Raw genomic sequence first — 15077 nt, 5'->3', positions numbered from 1 at the left:
TCGTCAACCGAGTCGGGGCCCGCCTGGCTTGCCTCCGCCCCTGTCCAACTTCAGTGCAGAATCAGCTCCACCGGGCGCTTCGCTCGCGTTCCCGTCGGAATCTGCACTGAAGTTGGACAGCGGCGCGTCTGCATCCGCCACCAGGTACTCGCGGGGCCTCCCTCGCTCGAGCCCGCGGGCGTAGCTTGGACACATGAACGATGTGCGCGAGCAGGTGAAGGAGTTCCTCAGCTCCCGCCGGGCGAAGATCACCCCCGAGCAGGCTGGGCTGCCGGCCTACGGAGGGAACCGCCGCGTCGCGGGACTGCGGCGCGAAGAGGTCGCGATGCTCGCCGGCGTCTCCGTTGACTACTACGTGCGGCTCGAGCGCGGCAACCTGTCGGGCGCATCGGAGAGCGTGCTCGATGCCATCGCGTCGACGCTGCAGCTCGACGAGGCCGAGCGCGAGCACCTGTTCAACCTCGCACGGGCGAGCGCTCCACCCAGGCGAGTGTCGAGGAAGCGGGGCGGCGGCGAGCTGCGCGCCTCGGTCCGGCAGATGCTCGACGCGTTCTCCGAGGCTCCCGCGTGGGTGCGCAACGACCGACACGACGTCCTCGCGGCCAACCGCCTCGGCCGGGCGCTCTACTCCCCCGTCTTCGACGATCCTCGCCGGCCCGTCAACACGACGAGGTACATCTACCTGAATCCGGCGGCCCGCGACTTCTGGCCGGACTTCGACCGCATCGCCGCCGACGCGGCATCCATGCTGCGGATGGAAGCGGGTCGGAACCCCCACGACCCCCAGCTGCACCAGCTCATCGGAGAGCTGTCGACGCAGAGCGAGCTGTTCCGCGAGATGTGGGCGGCGAAGGACGTGAAGTTCCACCGCAGCGGCGTGAAGCGCCTGAACCACCCGGTCGTCGGCTTGCTCGAGCTGAACTTCGAGTCCCTGCCGCTGCCGAGCGAGCCCGGCCTCACGATGAACGTCTACACGGCCGCCGAGGGAAGCCCCAGCGCCGACGGCTTGCGGATGCTCGCATCCTGGGCGGCGACGGAGTTCCCCGTCGAAGCGCAGGCAGCCTTCCAGCAGCAGTAGGCGCGAGCTCGCTGCCTGTTGCCTGTTGCCGCCCTGCTGCACGCCCCTCGTACGCACGCGAAATTGAGCCAGACGCATCCGCCCACAAGGGTTCTGGATGCGTCTGGCTCACACTTCAAAGGCGCGAGGCGTGCAGGGTCAGCTGGTGGCCGAGCGGCGCGTGAGGCCCTGCCGACCGTCTCGCGTGCGCCCGCTCACCACCCGCGCTGCGGGTATTCCTCCGGCGTGAGCAGCTCACCCCAGACCGTCTCGGGCTCGTCGGAGTCAGCGCCTGGAGCTTCCCAGAGCGCGAGGTGGCACATGAAGTCGTCGGCGGATGCGCCGTGCCAGTGCCACTCGCCGGCCGGGGTGTGGACGGTGTCGCCCGGGCGCAGCTCGATGAGCTCCTCACCACGCGACTGCACGTAGCCGTACCCCTCGGTGACATGCAGGGTCTGACCGACCGCGTGGCGGTGCCAGGCGGTGTGCGCGCCCGGCGTGAAGCGCACCAGGTTGAGGCGGGTGCGCGACGGCTCAGTACCCGCGTAGTAGGCGTTGAAGTAGACGTCACCGGTGAACCACTCGGCTGGACCCTTGCTGGTCGCGCTCTTCGGCTGGAGTTCTGTGCTCATGAGGGTGTTCCTCCCGACAATCGATCACGCATTTCAGGTTCGTGCGCGGCCGCGCACGCGGTGAGCGTGCACGGCCGCTCGCGCCTACATCTGGACGAGCACCTTGAGGGCTTCGCGCGCATCCATGGCGGCGTAGCCGGCCGGCACCTCGTCGATGCCGATCGTGCGGTCGAAGACGCGGCCGGGGTTGATGTCGCCGTTCAGGACCTGCTGGATGGCCGGTTCCATGTAGGCACGGACAGGGGCGGGCCCACCGGTGAGGGTGACGTTCTTGCCGAAGAGCGAGCCGAAGCCGATGGGCGCATCCTCGTACTGGGGCACGCCGACCCGGGAGATGACGCCGCCGGGGCGCACGATGCCGTAGGCCTGCTCGTAGGCGGGCATGTGGCCGACTGCTTCGAGGACGACGTGGCTGCCTTCGCCGTTCGTGAGGTCCATGACCTGCGCGATGCCGTCGTCACCGCGCTCGGCGACGACGTCGGTTGCGCCGAACTCGATGCCGAGGTCGGTGCGCGAGGTGTGCCGACCCATGAGGATGATGCGCTCGGCGCCGAGCTGCCTGGCGGCGAGCACAGCCGAGAGCCCGACGGCGCCGTCACCGATCACCGTGACGGTCTTGCCCGCCTCCACGCGGCCCATGTGGGCTGCGTGGTAGCCGGTCAGATACACGTCGGACAGCGTCAGCAGGCTGGCGGTGAGCTCAGCGCTCTCCCCACGGCCGAGCGCTGCGGCGTCGACGCCGGGCACGACGACCAGGCTGCCGTCGGCCTGTGGGATGCGGGCGAACTCCGCCTGCAGGCCGCCGACCTCGCGGCTGCCGTAGAAGCCGCCGTGGGGGCACGACGTCTGCACACCCTCGCGGCAGAACACGCACGTGTTGTCCTGGAACGCGAACGGCGCGATGACGAAGTCGCCGACCTTCAGGGTCGTGACGGCGGCGCCGAGCTCCTCGACGATGCCGATGAGCTCGTGTCCCATCGGGGACCCCTCTTCGCTCGCCTGCATCGAGTGATACGGATGCAGGTCCGAGCCGCAGATGCACGCCTGCGTGACGCGCACGATCGCGTCCGTGGGCTGCTGGATGGTCGGGTCGGCGACGGTCTCGACTCGGACGTCGCCTGCCGCGTACATGAATGTGGCCTTCATGGGTGCCTCTCGTTGCGCTTCCGGGTACGGCAGCGCGCCAGCCGCCCTCGTCGAGAGCACCGGCCGCCGCCGTTCCTCCATTGGATCGCTACCAGCCTGCGCCCGGGAGGGGCAGGTGTGCCAGGTACTGGCATGCCCTGCCACGGCGCGCGGCGGGCCTGCGGCGTGCAGCGCGGCCAACTTGCGTGACGAGAACGGCGCACCGGGGCCCGAAGGGCACATTCCGGGCCCATCCATCCCGCGAGTTGGACAGGGGATTCCGACGGCGGGGCAGGGGACTCGAGGACGGGACAGGGGCCCCTGGACGGGATAGGGGATTCCTGGGGCTGGACAGCAGGGCAGCCCCTCTCGGCGGCGACCAACTTGCGTGACGAGAACCGCTGCCGGGCCCCTGAGAGCGCATCCCCGGCCGCCTCATCACGAAAGTTGGCCAGGTGGGGCACGGGCGGCAAGGGCGCGCGCCAACACAGGCGAACGGCCGATGCAGGCGCGCAGGGCGAGAGCCTCCGCCCAGCGAGACAGGGCGACCGACTGCGCGAAGGAAGAGGGGGTGCACCGCCGCTACGCGAAGGCGGAGGGGGCGGGCGTGCCCTGCCGCTACGCGTCGGCGGTGAGCCCCTCGTGGATGCGGCGGAGGTCTTCGATGAGGGAGCCGATGAGCACCCAGCTGCCGCCCTTTGGTGCCGAGACGACCAGCGGGGCGGTGAGGGCGGGCGGTTCGAGGATGAACCCACGGGGCTCTCCGGGCTCGCTCGGGATGAGGATGCGCGTGTCGTGGGCTGCCCGTCGGAGCTGCTCGGCGATCGCGATGGCCTGCGGCTCGTCCGCGAGGGTCGGCTCCCAGTGCTCTGCGACGGCGCGGGTCATGCCGGTGAGCTGTGTGACGATCGGGCGGAAGCGGTCGAGGAGCTGCCGGCACTCGACGAGCTCCTCGTGGTGGCTCGACTTGCGCGGGTTGAAGGCGAGGGACTCCAGGCCGTCGGCGATGGAGTTCTCTGCGGCGCCCGCCATGGGGCGCAGCAGGCGCGCCTTGAGGAGCATCTCGGTGAGGCTCGCGGCGGTCTGCGGCTGCTCGATGGCGTCGGCGAGTCGCTCCAGCGACGCGGCGATCTCGTTGCCGAGCATCGCGGTGTCGCGCTGCGCAGGCCCGACGAGCACTGGCGGCAGGATGATGGCGTTGACGAGCAGCCCGAAGGCCGCGCCGATGAGGGTCTCGAGGATGCGATCGAGCGCGTACTCGGGCGTGGATGCGCCGAGCGCGAGCACGAGCATGGCGCTGATGGCGACCTGGTTGCTGGTCGTTGCGGTCATGCGCAGCAGCCAGGCGACGATCATGGCGACGACGATCGCGAGGAGGATCACCCACGACTGGGGGCCGAGCACGAGCGAGATGGCGCTCGCGACGGCGACGCCGATGACAACGCCGGCGCTTCGCTCGAGCGCCTTCGCGAACGATTGGTTGACGCTCGGCTGCACGACGAGCAGCGCGGCGACGGCGGCGAACACCGGCAGCGGGCCAGGGATGAGCCACCCTGCGAGCAACCAGGCACCCACGGCCGCGATGGCGGTCTTCGCGACCTGCAGCGCGGGCACGCGCTTGCTCGCCTGAATCCGGTCGAGGCCGGTGAGACGGGAGAGGGAGCGCACTGACTCAGCGTAGGCCGCGGGCCGGGGACGATGCTCAGCGAGAGCCAGGAGCCTCGGTCAGGACGTGGTCGCCGTGAAGATGACGAGGGCCAGGACGACGAGCAGCAGGATGACGAAGACGAAGACGCCGCCGGCGATCAGCAGGGCGAGGGCGACCGGGTGCGCCTGCCACCACGGCACGAGGCGAGGGTCCCGCTGGCGCAGCTGCGGCGGCGTGACGAGCTCGGGGACGGACATCCACGGCACGCCCCGGCTCGCGAGGTCCTGCATGATCGCCGTGAGCTGCTGCGTGCTCCACATCTGTCCGACGAGGATCAGCAGGCGGCGGTCGTGGCCCGTCACGATGAGGTGATGGGTGGGGGGTCCGGAGAAACCGCCGAATGACATCCGGTCGACGGTGACGACGCTGGTGGCCTCGGCCGCCGCGAACCGGCGGGTGCGGAACATCCACTTGTGCTCGATCCAGCCGTCGCCGAAGCGGATGTAGGTCTCGCGCATCGACTTGCGCGCGAGCCAGATGGAGAGCGGCACGGAGCCCCCGAGGAGGACGACGATCAGTGCGCCGTAGCCGAAGCCGAGCCAGAAATCCTGCAGCGAGAAGATGACGGTGAGGATCAGCAAGAGCGGGGCGAGCATCCCGAGGCTGATCCAGGACTGCCGCATGTTCAGCGCGACGGCACGGCGCTGGGTTTCCGGGGAGAGGCGTAGCTCGTGCATTCGAAGAGCCTAGAGCGTGTGCCCGTATGGTGGGCGGATGCCGAGACGCTCGCCGACTGCACCGCACGGGGTGGATGCGACGGGTTCCGCCGTCGCTGGCCCGAACGGCCCGGTGGCGGTCCGGTCCTACGCGCCCGCCGCGAGCGCTGCCCGGCTCTCGAGTTCGCCAGTGATCTGGCTGCACGGCGGCGGCTTCTATTCCGGCGGCCTCGACCAGCCGGAGACGCACGAGGTCGCGCTCGCGCTCGCGCGCGCGGGGTTCGAGGTGACGACCGTCGACTACCGGCTCGTGACGCTCGGCGGGCGCGACCGGGCCCAACGCGAGGCGTCCGGGTCCGCGCAGCGGCCGGAGCGGTCTGGACGCGCACCACAGTCGGGACGCTCAGCTCGGTGGGAACGCGACCGTCGCCCCGACGTGCGGTTCCCGGTGCCGCTCGACGACGTGCTCGCGGTCGTCGAGGCGGTCGCCTCCCGGTCGGGTCGTGATGTGGTGCTCGGCGGGGCGAGTGCCGGTGCCTGCCTCGCTGCGGCGGCGGCGTACCGGCTCGCCCGAGCTGAGCGCTCTCCCGTGCGGGGCCTGTTCCTGACCTACGGGACGTTCCACGCGCAGCTGCCGACCCGGTCCTCCGAGCTGCTGAGCCGACTGCGCGGAAGCCGCCGCTACGTCCACACTCCCTGGCTCATCGGAGCCATGAACCTCAACTACGCGGGGAGCGAGGACGTGCTCTCACGTCCGGACGCGTTCCCCGGCGGGCACGACCTGACGGGCCTCCCGCCGTCGCTGGTGGTGGACGCGGACCGCGATGCGATGCGCGCATCCGGTTCGTCGTTCGCGCGCGAGCTCGCCGCAGCCGGCGTCGACACCGAGTACCGCGTGATTCCCGGAAGTGCGCACGCCTTCCTCAACCGGCCGCGCGACCCCGCCTTCACTCGCGGCATCGACCTGATCAGCGAGTGGATGCGGCGCCTCGACTGAGCGGACCCGAGCGGACCCGCGCGGACGACGCGTTCCGCGCAGCGGGGCGCTGTTCAGCGTCGCGGTGCCCGGGGCGGGTGTGGGTCTCTCGGAACTCCGACGCGCGTGACGAACAGCGGCACGTCGCGGCGGGAGAGGCCGAGCCGGTAGCGCAGCTCGCCCTGCGCGAGCGACGAGTCGATGACCTCCGAGGCTGGCGCGAGGGCCGCCCCGCGCGCGGTCGCACGCACCCAAAGGCGCATGAGCGCCTGGCCGGCCTCGAGCACTCGCGCGGGTGGCAGCCCGAGCGGGGAGTTGAGCACCCGCGTGATCTCCGCCCCGGAACCTAGGTCGAGCAGCTTGGTGTCGGCGACGAGCACGAACGCCGTCGCCTCGGCGGGGGCGTCTTCGTCGGCGGCCGACACGGGCACCTCGAGCAGCACGCGACGCCACAGCTCGCCGAGCGGTGCGGTGACGCCGACTGCCACGTCTCGGAGGCGCCGCCTCCTGGTGAACGCCGAAGCGACCCGGGTGGCGAACGCGGGGATGCCGAGCGCCTTGTCGTTCAGCCCATCGACCGTGTAGCGCGGATGCGAGGGGTGGAGCCGGAGCCAGTGCGCGAGCTCGCGCGCCACAGCCGGCTCTCGTAGGGTGTCGGCCGTGCCGAGGGACGAGAAGTGCCGCAGGTCGTCGGCGTCGACGGGAACGAGCCGCAGCCACTCTGGGAGCGAGCCGGAGAGCTCGAGCACAAGACCACGCGCTGGCTCGAGCCCGCTGCGCACGGTCTTGCGCGCGGCGAGCATCCGTCGCTCGGAGTCGGGGTCGAACGCGGACTCGGCGGGCTGTGTCGTGTCGCCGCCGGCCGAAGAAACGGTGTCGTGGTGCAGCTGGATGCGGAGCACCGGTTCGTCGCTTCTGGCCTGCACGATCGCTTCCGGGTCGGCAAGCGCGGGGAGGAGCTCGACATCGAAGGCCACGCCGTGCGCTGCCGCGCTGACGCTGAAGGCCTCGAGCCACGCGCCGAGGCCGAGCAGCGTGTCGCGTCCGGTCGGGTCTGCGGCGGGAAGCGTTCGCTTTCGCGAGACCCTCAGCTCCACGGCCACCCCGTCACCGATCATGCGCGGCGACCACGGTTGGGTGTTGTGCGCTGACGGTGCCGACGCTGCGTCGGCGATGATCTGATTCAGCGTGTGGATGCCGGTCATGGCTGCTCCCCCTGGTTCGTCGCCTGCTGCTGCCCCGCGATCGCCGTGTCTGCGGCCTGACCGCCCGGAGCGCCCACGGGCCGCCGGTAGAACACCGTGCTGTGCAGCTCCGATCCGCCCATCCGGCTGAGCTGCCTCGCCGAGGCGGGGTTGTCGAGGCCGATGTAGGTTGAGCGCAGTGCCGTGTAGCCGCCCTCGATGAGCGCCTCACCGACGGTGCGCCCCAGCAGCGTGCTGATCCCGCGACCGCGAGCCTCGGGCGCCGTGCCCTGGATGGTGAGCACCGCCTCCCGCGGCTCCCGCCGTTGGCGCCAGATCTCGAGCAGCTGTCTCGCCCCGATGCGACCGGAGGAACGCTGCACGATGCGAGTCACGTCGGGCACGCAGAGCAGGAAGCCAAGTGGTGCACGCGTCTTCGCGTCGAGCGCGAACACCCAGATGGCGGGGTCGATGATGGCGACGAGCCCGCTGGTCGCCTCGCGCATCTGCGCCGGCGAGATCTTCGTGTAGTAGGGCAGCTCGGCGAAGGCGGCGTTGACGAGCTCCCGCTGGCGGGCGATATCGCGCGCGAACCGCAACCGCGACGCCCGCTCGATGACGATGCCGGCGGCCTCGAGTTCGGCCTCGGTCGGCGCCGTGAAGGCGTCGCTCTCGATCTGCCCGAGGCGGCCCTGCTCGAGCCGGGCGATCCACGTCGCCGACTCGTTCCACGTCGTGAAGCCCAGCCCCTCGTAGGCGCCTGGCACCCAATCCGGGTTCCAGGCGCCCTCGACGAATCCCCGCTCGCCGAAGCCCGAGGTGATGACGCCGCCCACTTGGTTGGGGAGCAGGGTGACAGGTCCGAGGAGCTCGTGCCGACCTGCCATCGCGGCACGTTCCTCGACGGCTCCGACGATCGCTCCAAGCGCCTCCGCGTCGGCCGCGGCGACGGCGCCGAACAGCTGCAGGCTCGATCCGAGCTTCGCGTCGAGGGCGCTGCTCGTGTGCGTGACGGCGCGGGCAACCGGCACGCCCCCGCGATAGGCGAGCAGCAGCTCGACCGCGGATTCGTGCGCGTGCTTGTCCTTCCACCACGAGCGGAGTGTCGACTCGAGCACCGGCACCTCACGGCTGGGGTCGGACACTCGCCCGGGAAGCTCCACGAACTCCAGGAACTCCAGCTCGGACTCGACGCGCCTCACCTCGATGACAGGCCGCGCCACGTCACCCGCTTCCGCCTCTCGACGCGTCGCGCCTTCCTCAAGACCCGCCAGCTCCTCCTCGCTCGCGAAGAGTCGGATGAACCCGGCGTCGGCGTTCTTGGTGTCCTTCACGATCCACTGCATGAGGTGCCGGTGCTCGGGCATCCTCGCGAAGCGGATGAGGGCATCGCGCGTCGAGAAGTTCGCCAGCGTGCCGAGCGTCCACGGCGCCTCCCAGTAGATGCCGTGCCAGCAGTAGTCGGGCATACGCCTCATCTTGCCGGTCATCCGCCCCCAGATTCGACTCGTCACTGCCCAGGCGAGCGGGGTCGTGTAGCGGGTCGCACCCACGAACATCGATGCGGTGTCGAAGATCGTGTGCGACGGCGGCGGGATGGGCGTCGCGAGCCGCTTCGGCTTGCGCGTGGGCTCGGCGACGAGCGGTGGCGTGCGCCCTTCGGCCCGTTCCTTGGCGACGGGGGCGAAGTGGGGGTTGTGCGCCATCTCGCCGGGTGGCGGCTCGGGGTCTGCCCGCCAGATGCCGTTCGAGTAGCCGCGGGTCTCGGCGAGCAGGAGCTTCGTGCGCCCGTCGTGTCGAGCGGCGACCTGGCGGGCGCGCTCGACGCTCGCGAAGAGCAGCAGCTCCGCCGAGACACGGCGGTCGCGGAGGCGCCGCCGCCAGATCACGCCCTCCCGCTCGGCGCTGCGCCCCTCGACGATGACAAGGGCCTCCGCCCTTCCCTGGATGGGCGCCTTCGAGAAGTCGGTGGTGTACACGGCCTACTCGGCGTTCTTCACGACGTAGACGTTCTTGATCTTCGCGTTGCCCCCGGTGAACGGCCCCGTGCCGAAGGAGTGCACCTCGATGCGGAGGTCACCCGTCGTCGGGTCCTCGTCGAGCGACTGGGCGAAGTCGCGTGAGACGGAGGCGAGGTGGTCGACGATGCCCGCCCTCGTCGTCTCGCTGAGCGTCGCGAGCTCCTCGCTCGAGAGCGCCGCGCCCTCGCGCAGCTGGAGATGCACGACGGGCCGCTGCTCGTGGCCATCGAGCTCGAGCAGCCCGAGCTTGAACGACTCGATGTCGCCAGCGTGCGGGTTGTCGCGGTAGAGCCCGTTCTCGATGTCGATCGGGTAGAGGTTCGCGCCCATGTACGAGATGGTCGAGTCCTTCCTGCCGAAGAGCAGGAGGAACGGCAGCTTCATCCGCTGGACCGCGAATGCGCGGTGGAACGCCCTGGACAACGCCGGGTCGAGCTCGGCGATCTTCTCCCGCACCTCGGGGAATGAGAGGATCTTCGCCTCGTCGCCGATGTTGTAGCGCAGCTTCGGGCTGAGCACGGCAGACGAGTTGAGGGTCACGACGAGCTCGTTGCTCGCGTTCGTCTCGAGGTAGGTCTCGAGCGGGTTGTACTGGAAGACCATCGGAATGCGAGACTCGTCGTCACCGAGGAGCGCCCGCCTCAGTCGCTCATCGGCGAACATCGCCCGGCGCAGCCACACGCACGCGTCGGACTCGCCCGCCATGCCGATCGTGAGGTCGGATGCCCCGTACCCCGAGTACACGCGGCCGAAGCGCTCCTCCAGGTAGTCACGCAGCCCCTCGGTCATCGCCTCGCCGCCGACGAACCCGTTGAGTCGATGCTTCGACCAGTCGAACCACTCCTCGCCGTCGAGCCGGTCGCGCAGGTGCTTCAGGAACGGCGGGTAGGCGCTCACCAGGTACTGGTACTTCGGGCCGAAGTGACGGATGGTGTCGACGATCTTGTCGATGTCCGGGCCGGTGTTCTTGACCATCGAGATCTTCGACAGCGCGTGGCCCGTGTTGGTGCCGGTCGCCCAGGCCCCCATCGAGAAGGCGTTGATGCCGAAGAGCTTCTTCGTGCCGAACAGCAGAGTGATGTAGCCGGCGACGTTGTTGTGGATCGTCTTCAGCTCGTGCCGCCCGCGGATCCAGTTGAAGGGAGAACCGCTCGACCCGCTCGACTCATCGACCACGGTGCCGACCGTGTCGATCTCCCCGCCCCAGCAGCGCTCATCTTCCGTGTAGCGCTTGACGTAGTCGTCCTTGCTCGTCTCGGGGTAGCTCGAGAGCTGCCACCACCGGAACGTGAAGTCGTTCTCGTGCAGCCACCGCTGGTACGCGGGCACGTCGAGGTTGGCGCGCTGGCAGATCATCCAGGCGTTGAACTTCGCGAAGTCGCCCATGGCCGGCACGTAGTGGCGGGCGGTCCACCGCCAGACGGCGGGGTGCAGGTGGTAGAGGTCGTAGGTCTTCGTGAGCGCACCGGAACCCAGGCGCAGCAGCGTCTGCCGCAGCTTGGATGCACGCTGCAAGCCGGCTGGCCCTGGGCTCGCCGCTCTGCCTGTCCCCGACTCCCGAACACCGATCTGCTGCGTCACGTCGCTCCCCCGCCTCTCGCCACCGCCGAAGTGTGCGCATAGCTAAGCACGAGCCACGGACATTCAGCCTGGGATCAACGCCATAGCCCGGGCATAGGCAGGGCATAGCCCCCTCCTGGGCAGGCGACTCATGCTGACGTTCATCCCACGATGAAGAGCAGGAGCACCGCCATGATCAAGATCCCCGAACCCGACCTCACGCCTGACGGACCCGCCTACGAGGGCAGGCTCCTCGACCGAGCGGACGAGGAGGTCGTCGACCAGGGCGTCGCCTTCGACATCGGCACGCTCCTGTCGCGGCGCGGACTGCTCAGCATCTTCGGAGTGGGCGTCGGAACGGTCGCCCTCGCCGCGTGCACCCCTGCCGGGTCGGGTGCTGCGGGCACCGCCGCGGCGACGGCAGCTGCCACGGCTAGCCCGTCCTCGAGCGCTTCGGCAGCGGCCGGCGCCCTCCCAGCGAGCGAGATCCCCGACGAGACAGCCGGCCCCTATCCGGGCGACGGCTCGAACGGCGCGGATGTGCTCGAGCAGTCCGGGGTCGTGCGCAGCGACATCCGCACGAGCATCGGCAGCAGCACCGCAGCTGCCGGCGTGCCCATGACGCTCACGCTCACGATCCTCGACATGGCGAACGGCGACCGGCCGTTCGAGAACGTCGCCGTCTACGTCTGGCACTGCGACGCCACAGGTGGCTACTCCATGTACTCCGAGGGCATCGAGAACGAGACCTTCCTCCGCGGGGTCCAGGTCGCCGACAGCTCCGGCAGCGTCACCTTCACGTCGATCTTCCCTGCCTGCTACACGGGCCGCTGGCCGCACATCCACTTCGAGGTGTACCCGACGGTCGACGACATCACCGAGTCCACCAACGCGATCTCGACCTCGCAGGTCGCGCTGCCCGAGTACGCCTCGAACGCCGTCTACGCGCTCGCGGGCTATGAGGGCTCCGCCTCGAACCTTGCCCAGGTCAGCCTCGACTCCGACAACGTGTTCGGTGACGACGGCGGAGCCCTGCAGCTCGCAACCGTCACGGGCGATGCGACGAGCGGCTACAACGTCGCCCTCACCGTGCGCGTCGACACCACGACCGCCCCGACCGCAGGCGCGGCCCCCTCCAGCGGTGGCGGTGCCGGAGGGCCAGGCGGCTCCGGCGGACCCGGGAACTGATCGACCACCGACAACCGAAGGATCCCGACATGCTCGCGAATCTCACCGGCTGGCACGGCCTCGCCGTGCTCGCCATCATCGTGCTCATCTTCGGCGCGTCCAAGCTGCCCGCCCTCGCGAAGAGCGTCGGACAGTCGATGCGCATCCTCAAGACTGAGGTGCGAGACCTGGACACCGAGGCGACCGAGGCACCCCCGGTGACCGCTCCGGAGGTCAGCACCGACGGCCACCTCAAGGGAGGAACGCCGAGCCAGCCGCGAGGAGCGGACCCGGATCAGCGCTTCCCGGATGCCGCCAGCCGCTCCACGGCGAGCTTCAAGTAGGGGGCGGTCGCGCTGCCGTCGGCAGCCGCCACCTCCTGCGGCGTGCCCTGCGCGACGACCTCGCCGCCCTCGTCCCCCGCACCCGGCCCCATGTCGATCACCCAGTCCGCGCCGGCGACGACGCGCATGTCGTGCTCGACGAGGATGACGGTGTTCCCCAGATCGACGAGGTCGTGGAGATGCCCGAGGAGGCGATCGGAATCAGCGGGGTGCAGCCCTGATGTCGGCTCGTCGAGCAGATAGAGGGTGTCGCCCTGCTGAGCCCGACGCAGCTCGGCAGCGAGCTTCACGCGCTGCGCCTCGCCGCCCGAGAGCTCCGGCGCGGGCTGGCCGAGCGACACGTAGCCGAGCCCGACATCGGTGAGCGCATCCAGATGCTGGAGCACCTCCGCCCGACCGGCGAACTTCTCCCGCGCCTCGGTGACGCTCATCGCGAGCACGTCCGCGATCGACGATCCCTCGTACTCGATCTCCAGCGTCTCCGCGTTGTAGCGCTTCCCGCCGCAGGTCGAGCACGGCGCCTGCACCGTTGGCAGGAAGAGCAGCTCGACCTCCATCGTCCCCTCGCCCTTGCACGTCGGGCAGCGGCCGCTGGGGAGGTTGAACGAGAATCGGCTCGCCGAGTACCGCCTGCGCTTCGCCTCATCCGTCGCCGCGAACAGCGAGCGGATGCGGTCGAACAGCCCCGTGTAGGTCGCGACGTTCGAGCGTGACGTGCGCCCGATCGGCGCCTGGCTGACCTGCACGATTCGCGTGAGCCGCTCGGCCGGGCCGATGGCTCGACCGCGCGTGGTCTCCGCCGCGACGGCGACCATGGGGTCTGCCCCGTCCGGCTCCTCATCGGCGACGGCCTCGCCCAGCTCACTCGCGAGACTCGCGCGGAGCAGGTCGGGCAGCGCCTGGTTCACCAGCGTCGTCTTCCCCGAGCCCGAGACCCCCGTGACCGCGGTCAGGCAGCCGAGCGGGAACGCCACGGACAGTCCGCGGATGTTGTTGCGCACCACACCCTCGAGCGCCACCTGCTGCTCCCTGGGCCGAGCCTCACGCAGCTTCGGCTTGGGCGAGTCCTCGCAGTCGAACAGGTAGCGGCGCGTCACCGATTCCTCGGCGGACCGCACCCCCTCGAGAGCGCCCGAGTAGACGATGCGGCCGCCGGAAGCTCCTGCCCCCGGGCCGATGTCGACGATCCAGTCCGCCTCGCGGATCACGTCGAGCGAATGCTCGACGTAGAAGACCGTGTTGCCCCGATCGCGGAGCCCGCGCAGGATCCGGAGGAGCGCCTCCGTGTCGGCAGGATGCAGACCCGCCGACGGCTCATCGAGCACGAACACGACACCGAAGAGCCCCGCGAGCAGCTGGTTGGCGAGCCGAAGCCGCTGCAGCTCACCGCCGGAGAGCGTCCCCGTCTGCCGGTCGAGCGAGAGGTAGCCCAGACCGAGGTCCGAGAGCGGCGCGAGTCGCGCGCACAGCTCACCAGCCAGCCGTCGCGCGGCGAGGTCCTGCTCCGGGGCAAGCGCCTCCCCCTCCCGCACCCAGCCGGGCTCGAGCACACGCTCCATCAGCACGGCCAGCTCGCGCAGCGGCATCGCCGCGAGCTGCGTGATGTCGAGCCCCTCGAACGTCACGGCGAGAGCATCCGGCTTCAACCGCGTGCCCCGACACGAGGGGCACTGCACGCTCTCCATGAACGCGGCCGCCTTCTCGCGCATCCGCTCGCTCTTCGAATTGGCAAAGGTATCGAGCACGTACCGCTTCACGCCGACGAACGTGCTCATGTACGAGGGCTCGTCGCCCGCCGCCACCGCAGCGCGAACCTGCGCGGGCGACCTGCCCGTGAACACCGGCACCTGCGGCTTCTCCGTCGTGTTCAGCAGCCACGACCGGCGCTCGCTGGGAACCTCGCGCCACGGGATGTCGATGTCGTAGCCGAGCGAGACCAGGCTGTCCCGGAGCTGCTTGCCGTGCCAGGCCGTCGGCCACGCGGCGATCGCCCCGTCGCGGATGCTCAGCGACGCATCCGGGATCATGAGCGACTCGGGCACCTCGTAGACGCGGCCGAGCCCATGGCAGTTCGGGCAGGCACCCTGCACGGTGTTCGCCGAGAAGTCCTCCGCGAGCAGCATCGGCGCGCCCTCCGGATACACGCCGACCCTCGAGAACAGCATGCGCACGACATTCGCGATCGTCGACGTGCTCCCGACCGTCGAACGAGCGCTCCCGCCTCCGCGTTGCTGCGGGAGCGCGACCGCAGGCGGCAGGCCCTCGACCGAATCCACGTCGGGCGGCGAGACCTGGTTCATGAGGCGGCGTGCGTAGGGTGCGACCGACTCGAAGTACCGCCGCTGCGCCTCGGCGTACAGCGTCCCGAACGCGAGCGAGCTCTTCCCCGAGCCCGAGACCCCCGTGAACGCGACGAGGGCATCCCGCGGGATATCGACATCGACGTCCCGCAGATTGTGCTCTCGGGCGCCTCGGACCACCACCCGGTCCGGCGCTGCAACTGATGTGTGTCCTTCGGCGAAACCCATCGGAACAGCATGACTCGCGCTCTCGACCCGAAACTGAACGCTTCAGGTAACGCAAGGTTACGCAGAGCTACGACACGACCACACCGGGTAGAAATGTCTCGTTGTCCGAACATATGACA

General features: G+C 70.0%; 12 protein-coding genes. 4 read left to right on the top strand and 8 right to left on the bottom strand.

The window, feature by feature from the left end:
• The first annotated feature begins 193 nt into the window (after positions 1-193).
• Positions 194-1078, top strand: a complete 885-nt coding sequence (locus tag C5E05_RS13210; protein ID WP_104240116.1) for a helix-turn-helix transcriptional regulator — start codon at positions 194-196, stop codon at positions 1076-1078.
• Between the two features lie 194 nt (positions 1079-1272).
• Here the strand turns inward: C5E05_RS13210 and C5E05_RS13205 are convergent, their stop codons facing one another.
• From C5E05_RS13205 to C5E05_RS13190, 4 genes are all read right to left on the bottom strand, one after another.
• Positions 1273-1689, bottom strand: coding sequence for a cupin domain-containing protein (locus C5E05_RS13205; protein WP_104342164.1), 417 nt, complete (start codon positions 1687-1689; stop codon positions 1273-1275).
• An 84-nt stretch (positions 1690-1773) separates the two neighbouring features.
• A complete protein-coding gene (locus C5E05_RS13200) occupies positions 1774-2835 on the bottom strand; it encodes a zinc-binding dehydrogenase (RefSeq protein WP_181059573.1) in 1062 nt (353 codons plus the stop codon).
• Between the two features lie 597 nt (positions 2836-3432).
• Positions 3433-4482 carry an aromatic acid exporter family protein gene (locus C5E05_RS13195; RefSeq protein ID WP_181057683.1) on the bottom strand — a complete coding sequence of 350 codons (1050 nt, stop codon included), beginning with the start codon at positions 4480-4482 and terminating at the stop codon, positions 3433-3435.
• A 57-nt stretch (positions 4483-4539) separates the two neighbouring features.
• Positions 4540-5199, bottom strand: a complete 660-nt coding sequence (locus tag C5E05_RS13190; RefSeq protein WP_104342163.1) for a hypothetical protein — start codon at positions 5197-5199, stop codon at positions 4540-4542.
• A gap of 37 nt (positions 5200-5236) precedes the next feature.
• Here C5E05_RS13190 and C5E05_RS13185 point away from each other — a divergent pair, with 37 nt between their 5' ends.
• Positions 5237-6175 carry an alpha/beta hydrolase fold domain-containing protein gene (locus C5E05_RS13185; RefSeq protein ID WP_104342162.1) on the top strand — a complete coding sequence of 313 codons (939 nt, stop codon included), beginning with the start codon at positions 5237-5239 and terminating at the stop codon, positions 6173-6175.
• A 53-nt stretch (positions 6176-6228) separates the two neighbouring features.
• Here the strand turns inward: C5E05_RS13185 and C5E05_RS13180 are convergent, their stop codons facing one another.
• Genes C5E05_RS13180 through C5E05_RS13170 form a run of 3 tightly spaced genes read right to left on the bottom strand, consistent with a single transcriptional unit; the run spans position 6229 to position 10940 of the window.
• Positions 6229-7359: a hypothetical protein gene (locus C5E05_RS13180; protein ID WP_104342161.1), complete on the bottom strand. Its 1131-nt coding sequence runs from the start codon at positions 7357-7359 to the stop codon at positions 6229-6231.
• A complete protein-coding gene (locus C5E05_RS13175) occupies positions 7356-9317 on the bottom strand; it encodes a hypothetical protein (protein WP_104342160.1) in 1962 nt (653 codons plus the stop codon). Before C5E05_RS13175 ends, C5E05_RS13180 begins: the two co-directional genes overlap by 4 nt.
• Positions 9318-9320: 3 nt before the next feature.
• Entirely contained in the window at positions 9321-10940 is a 1620-nt protein-coding gene (locus tag C5E05_RS13170; protein WP_258063002.1) for a phenylacetate--CoA ligase family protein, read from the bottom strand.
• A gap of 171 nt (positions 10941-11111) precedes the next feature.
• Between C5E05_RS13170 and C5E05_RS13165 the strand changes: the two genes are divergently transcribed.
• Entirely contained in the window at positions 11112-12107 is a 996-nt protein-coding gene (locus C5E05_RS13165; protein WP_104342159.1) for an intradiol ring-cleavage dioxygenase, read from the top strand.
• 29 nt (positions 12108-12136) lie between these two features.
• Entirely contained in the window at positions 12137-12430 is a 294-nt protein-coding gene (locus C5E05_RS13160) for a twin-arginine translocase TatA/TatE family subunit (RefSeq protein WP_104342158.1), read from the top strand.
• On the opposite strand, the gene C5E05_RS13155 is transcribed toward C5E05_RS13160, so the two are convergent.
• Entirely contained in the window at positions 12382-14958 is a 2577-nt protein-coding gene (locus C5E05_RS13155) for an excinuclease ABC subunit UvrA (RefSeq protein WP_181059571.1), read from the bottom strand. The two genes, C5E05_RS13160 and C5E05_RS13155, sit on opposite strands and share 49 nt — an antisense overlap.
• Positions 14959-15077 lie beyond the last annotated feature (119 nt).

It is taken from the genome of Pseudoclavibacter sp. AY1H1, from assembly GCF_002931055.1.
Lineage (GTDB): Bacteria > Actinomycetota > Actinomycetes > Actinomycetales > Microbacteriaceae > Pseudoclavibacter.
Note: the sequence above shows the minus strand (reverse complement) of the source record. Positions and strands in the feature narration are given on the sequence as shown.

What these genes read in the sequence shown, in the direction of transcription:
- C5E05_RS13165 (WP_104342159.1), top strand. Translation starts at nt 11,112, where the DNA reads ATGATCAAGATCCCCGAACCCGACCTCACGCCTGACGGACCCGCCTAC.
- C5E05_RS13180 (WP_104342161.1), bottom strand. Translation starts at nt 7,359, where the DNA reads ATGACCGGCATCCACACGCTGAATCAGATCATCGCCGACGCAGCGTCG.
- C5E05_RS13210 (WP_104240116.1), top strand. Translation starts at nt 194, where the DNA reads ATGAACGATGTGCGCGAGCAGGTGAAGGAGTTCCTCAGCTCCCGCCGG.
- C5E05_RS13160 (WP_104342158.1), top strand. Translation starts at nt 12,137, where the DNA reads ATGCTCGCGAATCTCACCGGCTGGCACGGCCTCGCCGTGCTCGCCATC.
- C5E05_RS13155 (WP_181059571.1), bottom strand. Translation starts at nt 14,958, where the DNA reads ATGGGTTTCGCCGAAGGACACACATCAGTTGCAGCGCCGGACCGGGTG.
- C5E05_RS13205 (WP_104342164.1), bottom strand. Translation starts at nt 1,689, where the DNA reads ATGAGCACAGAACTCCAGCCGAAGAGCGCGACCAGCAAGGGTCCAGCC.
- C5E05_RS13190 (WP_104342163.1), bottom strand. Translation starts at nt 5,199, where the DNA reads ATGCACGAGCTACGCCTCTCCCCGGAAACCCAGCGCCGTGCCGTCGCG.
- C5E05_RS13185 (WP_104342162.1), top strand. Translation starts at nt 5,237, where the DNA reads ATGCCGAGACGCTCGCCGACTGCACCGCACGGGGTGGATGCGACGGGT.
- C5E05_RS13200 (WP_181059573.1), bottom strand. Translation starts at nt 2,835, where the DNA reads ATGAAGGCCACATTCATGTACGCGGCAGGCGACGTCCGAGTCGAGACC.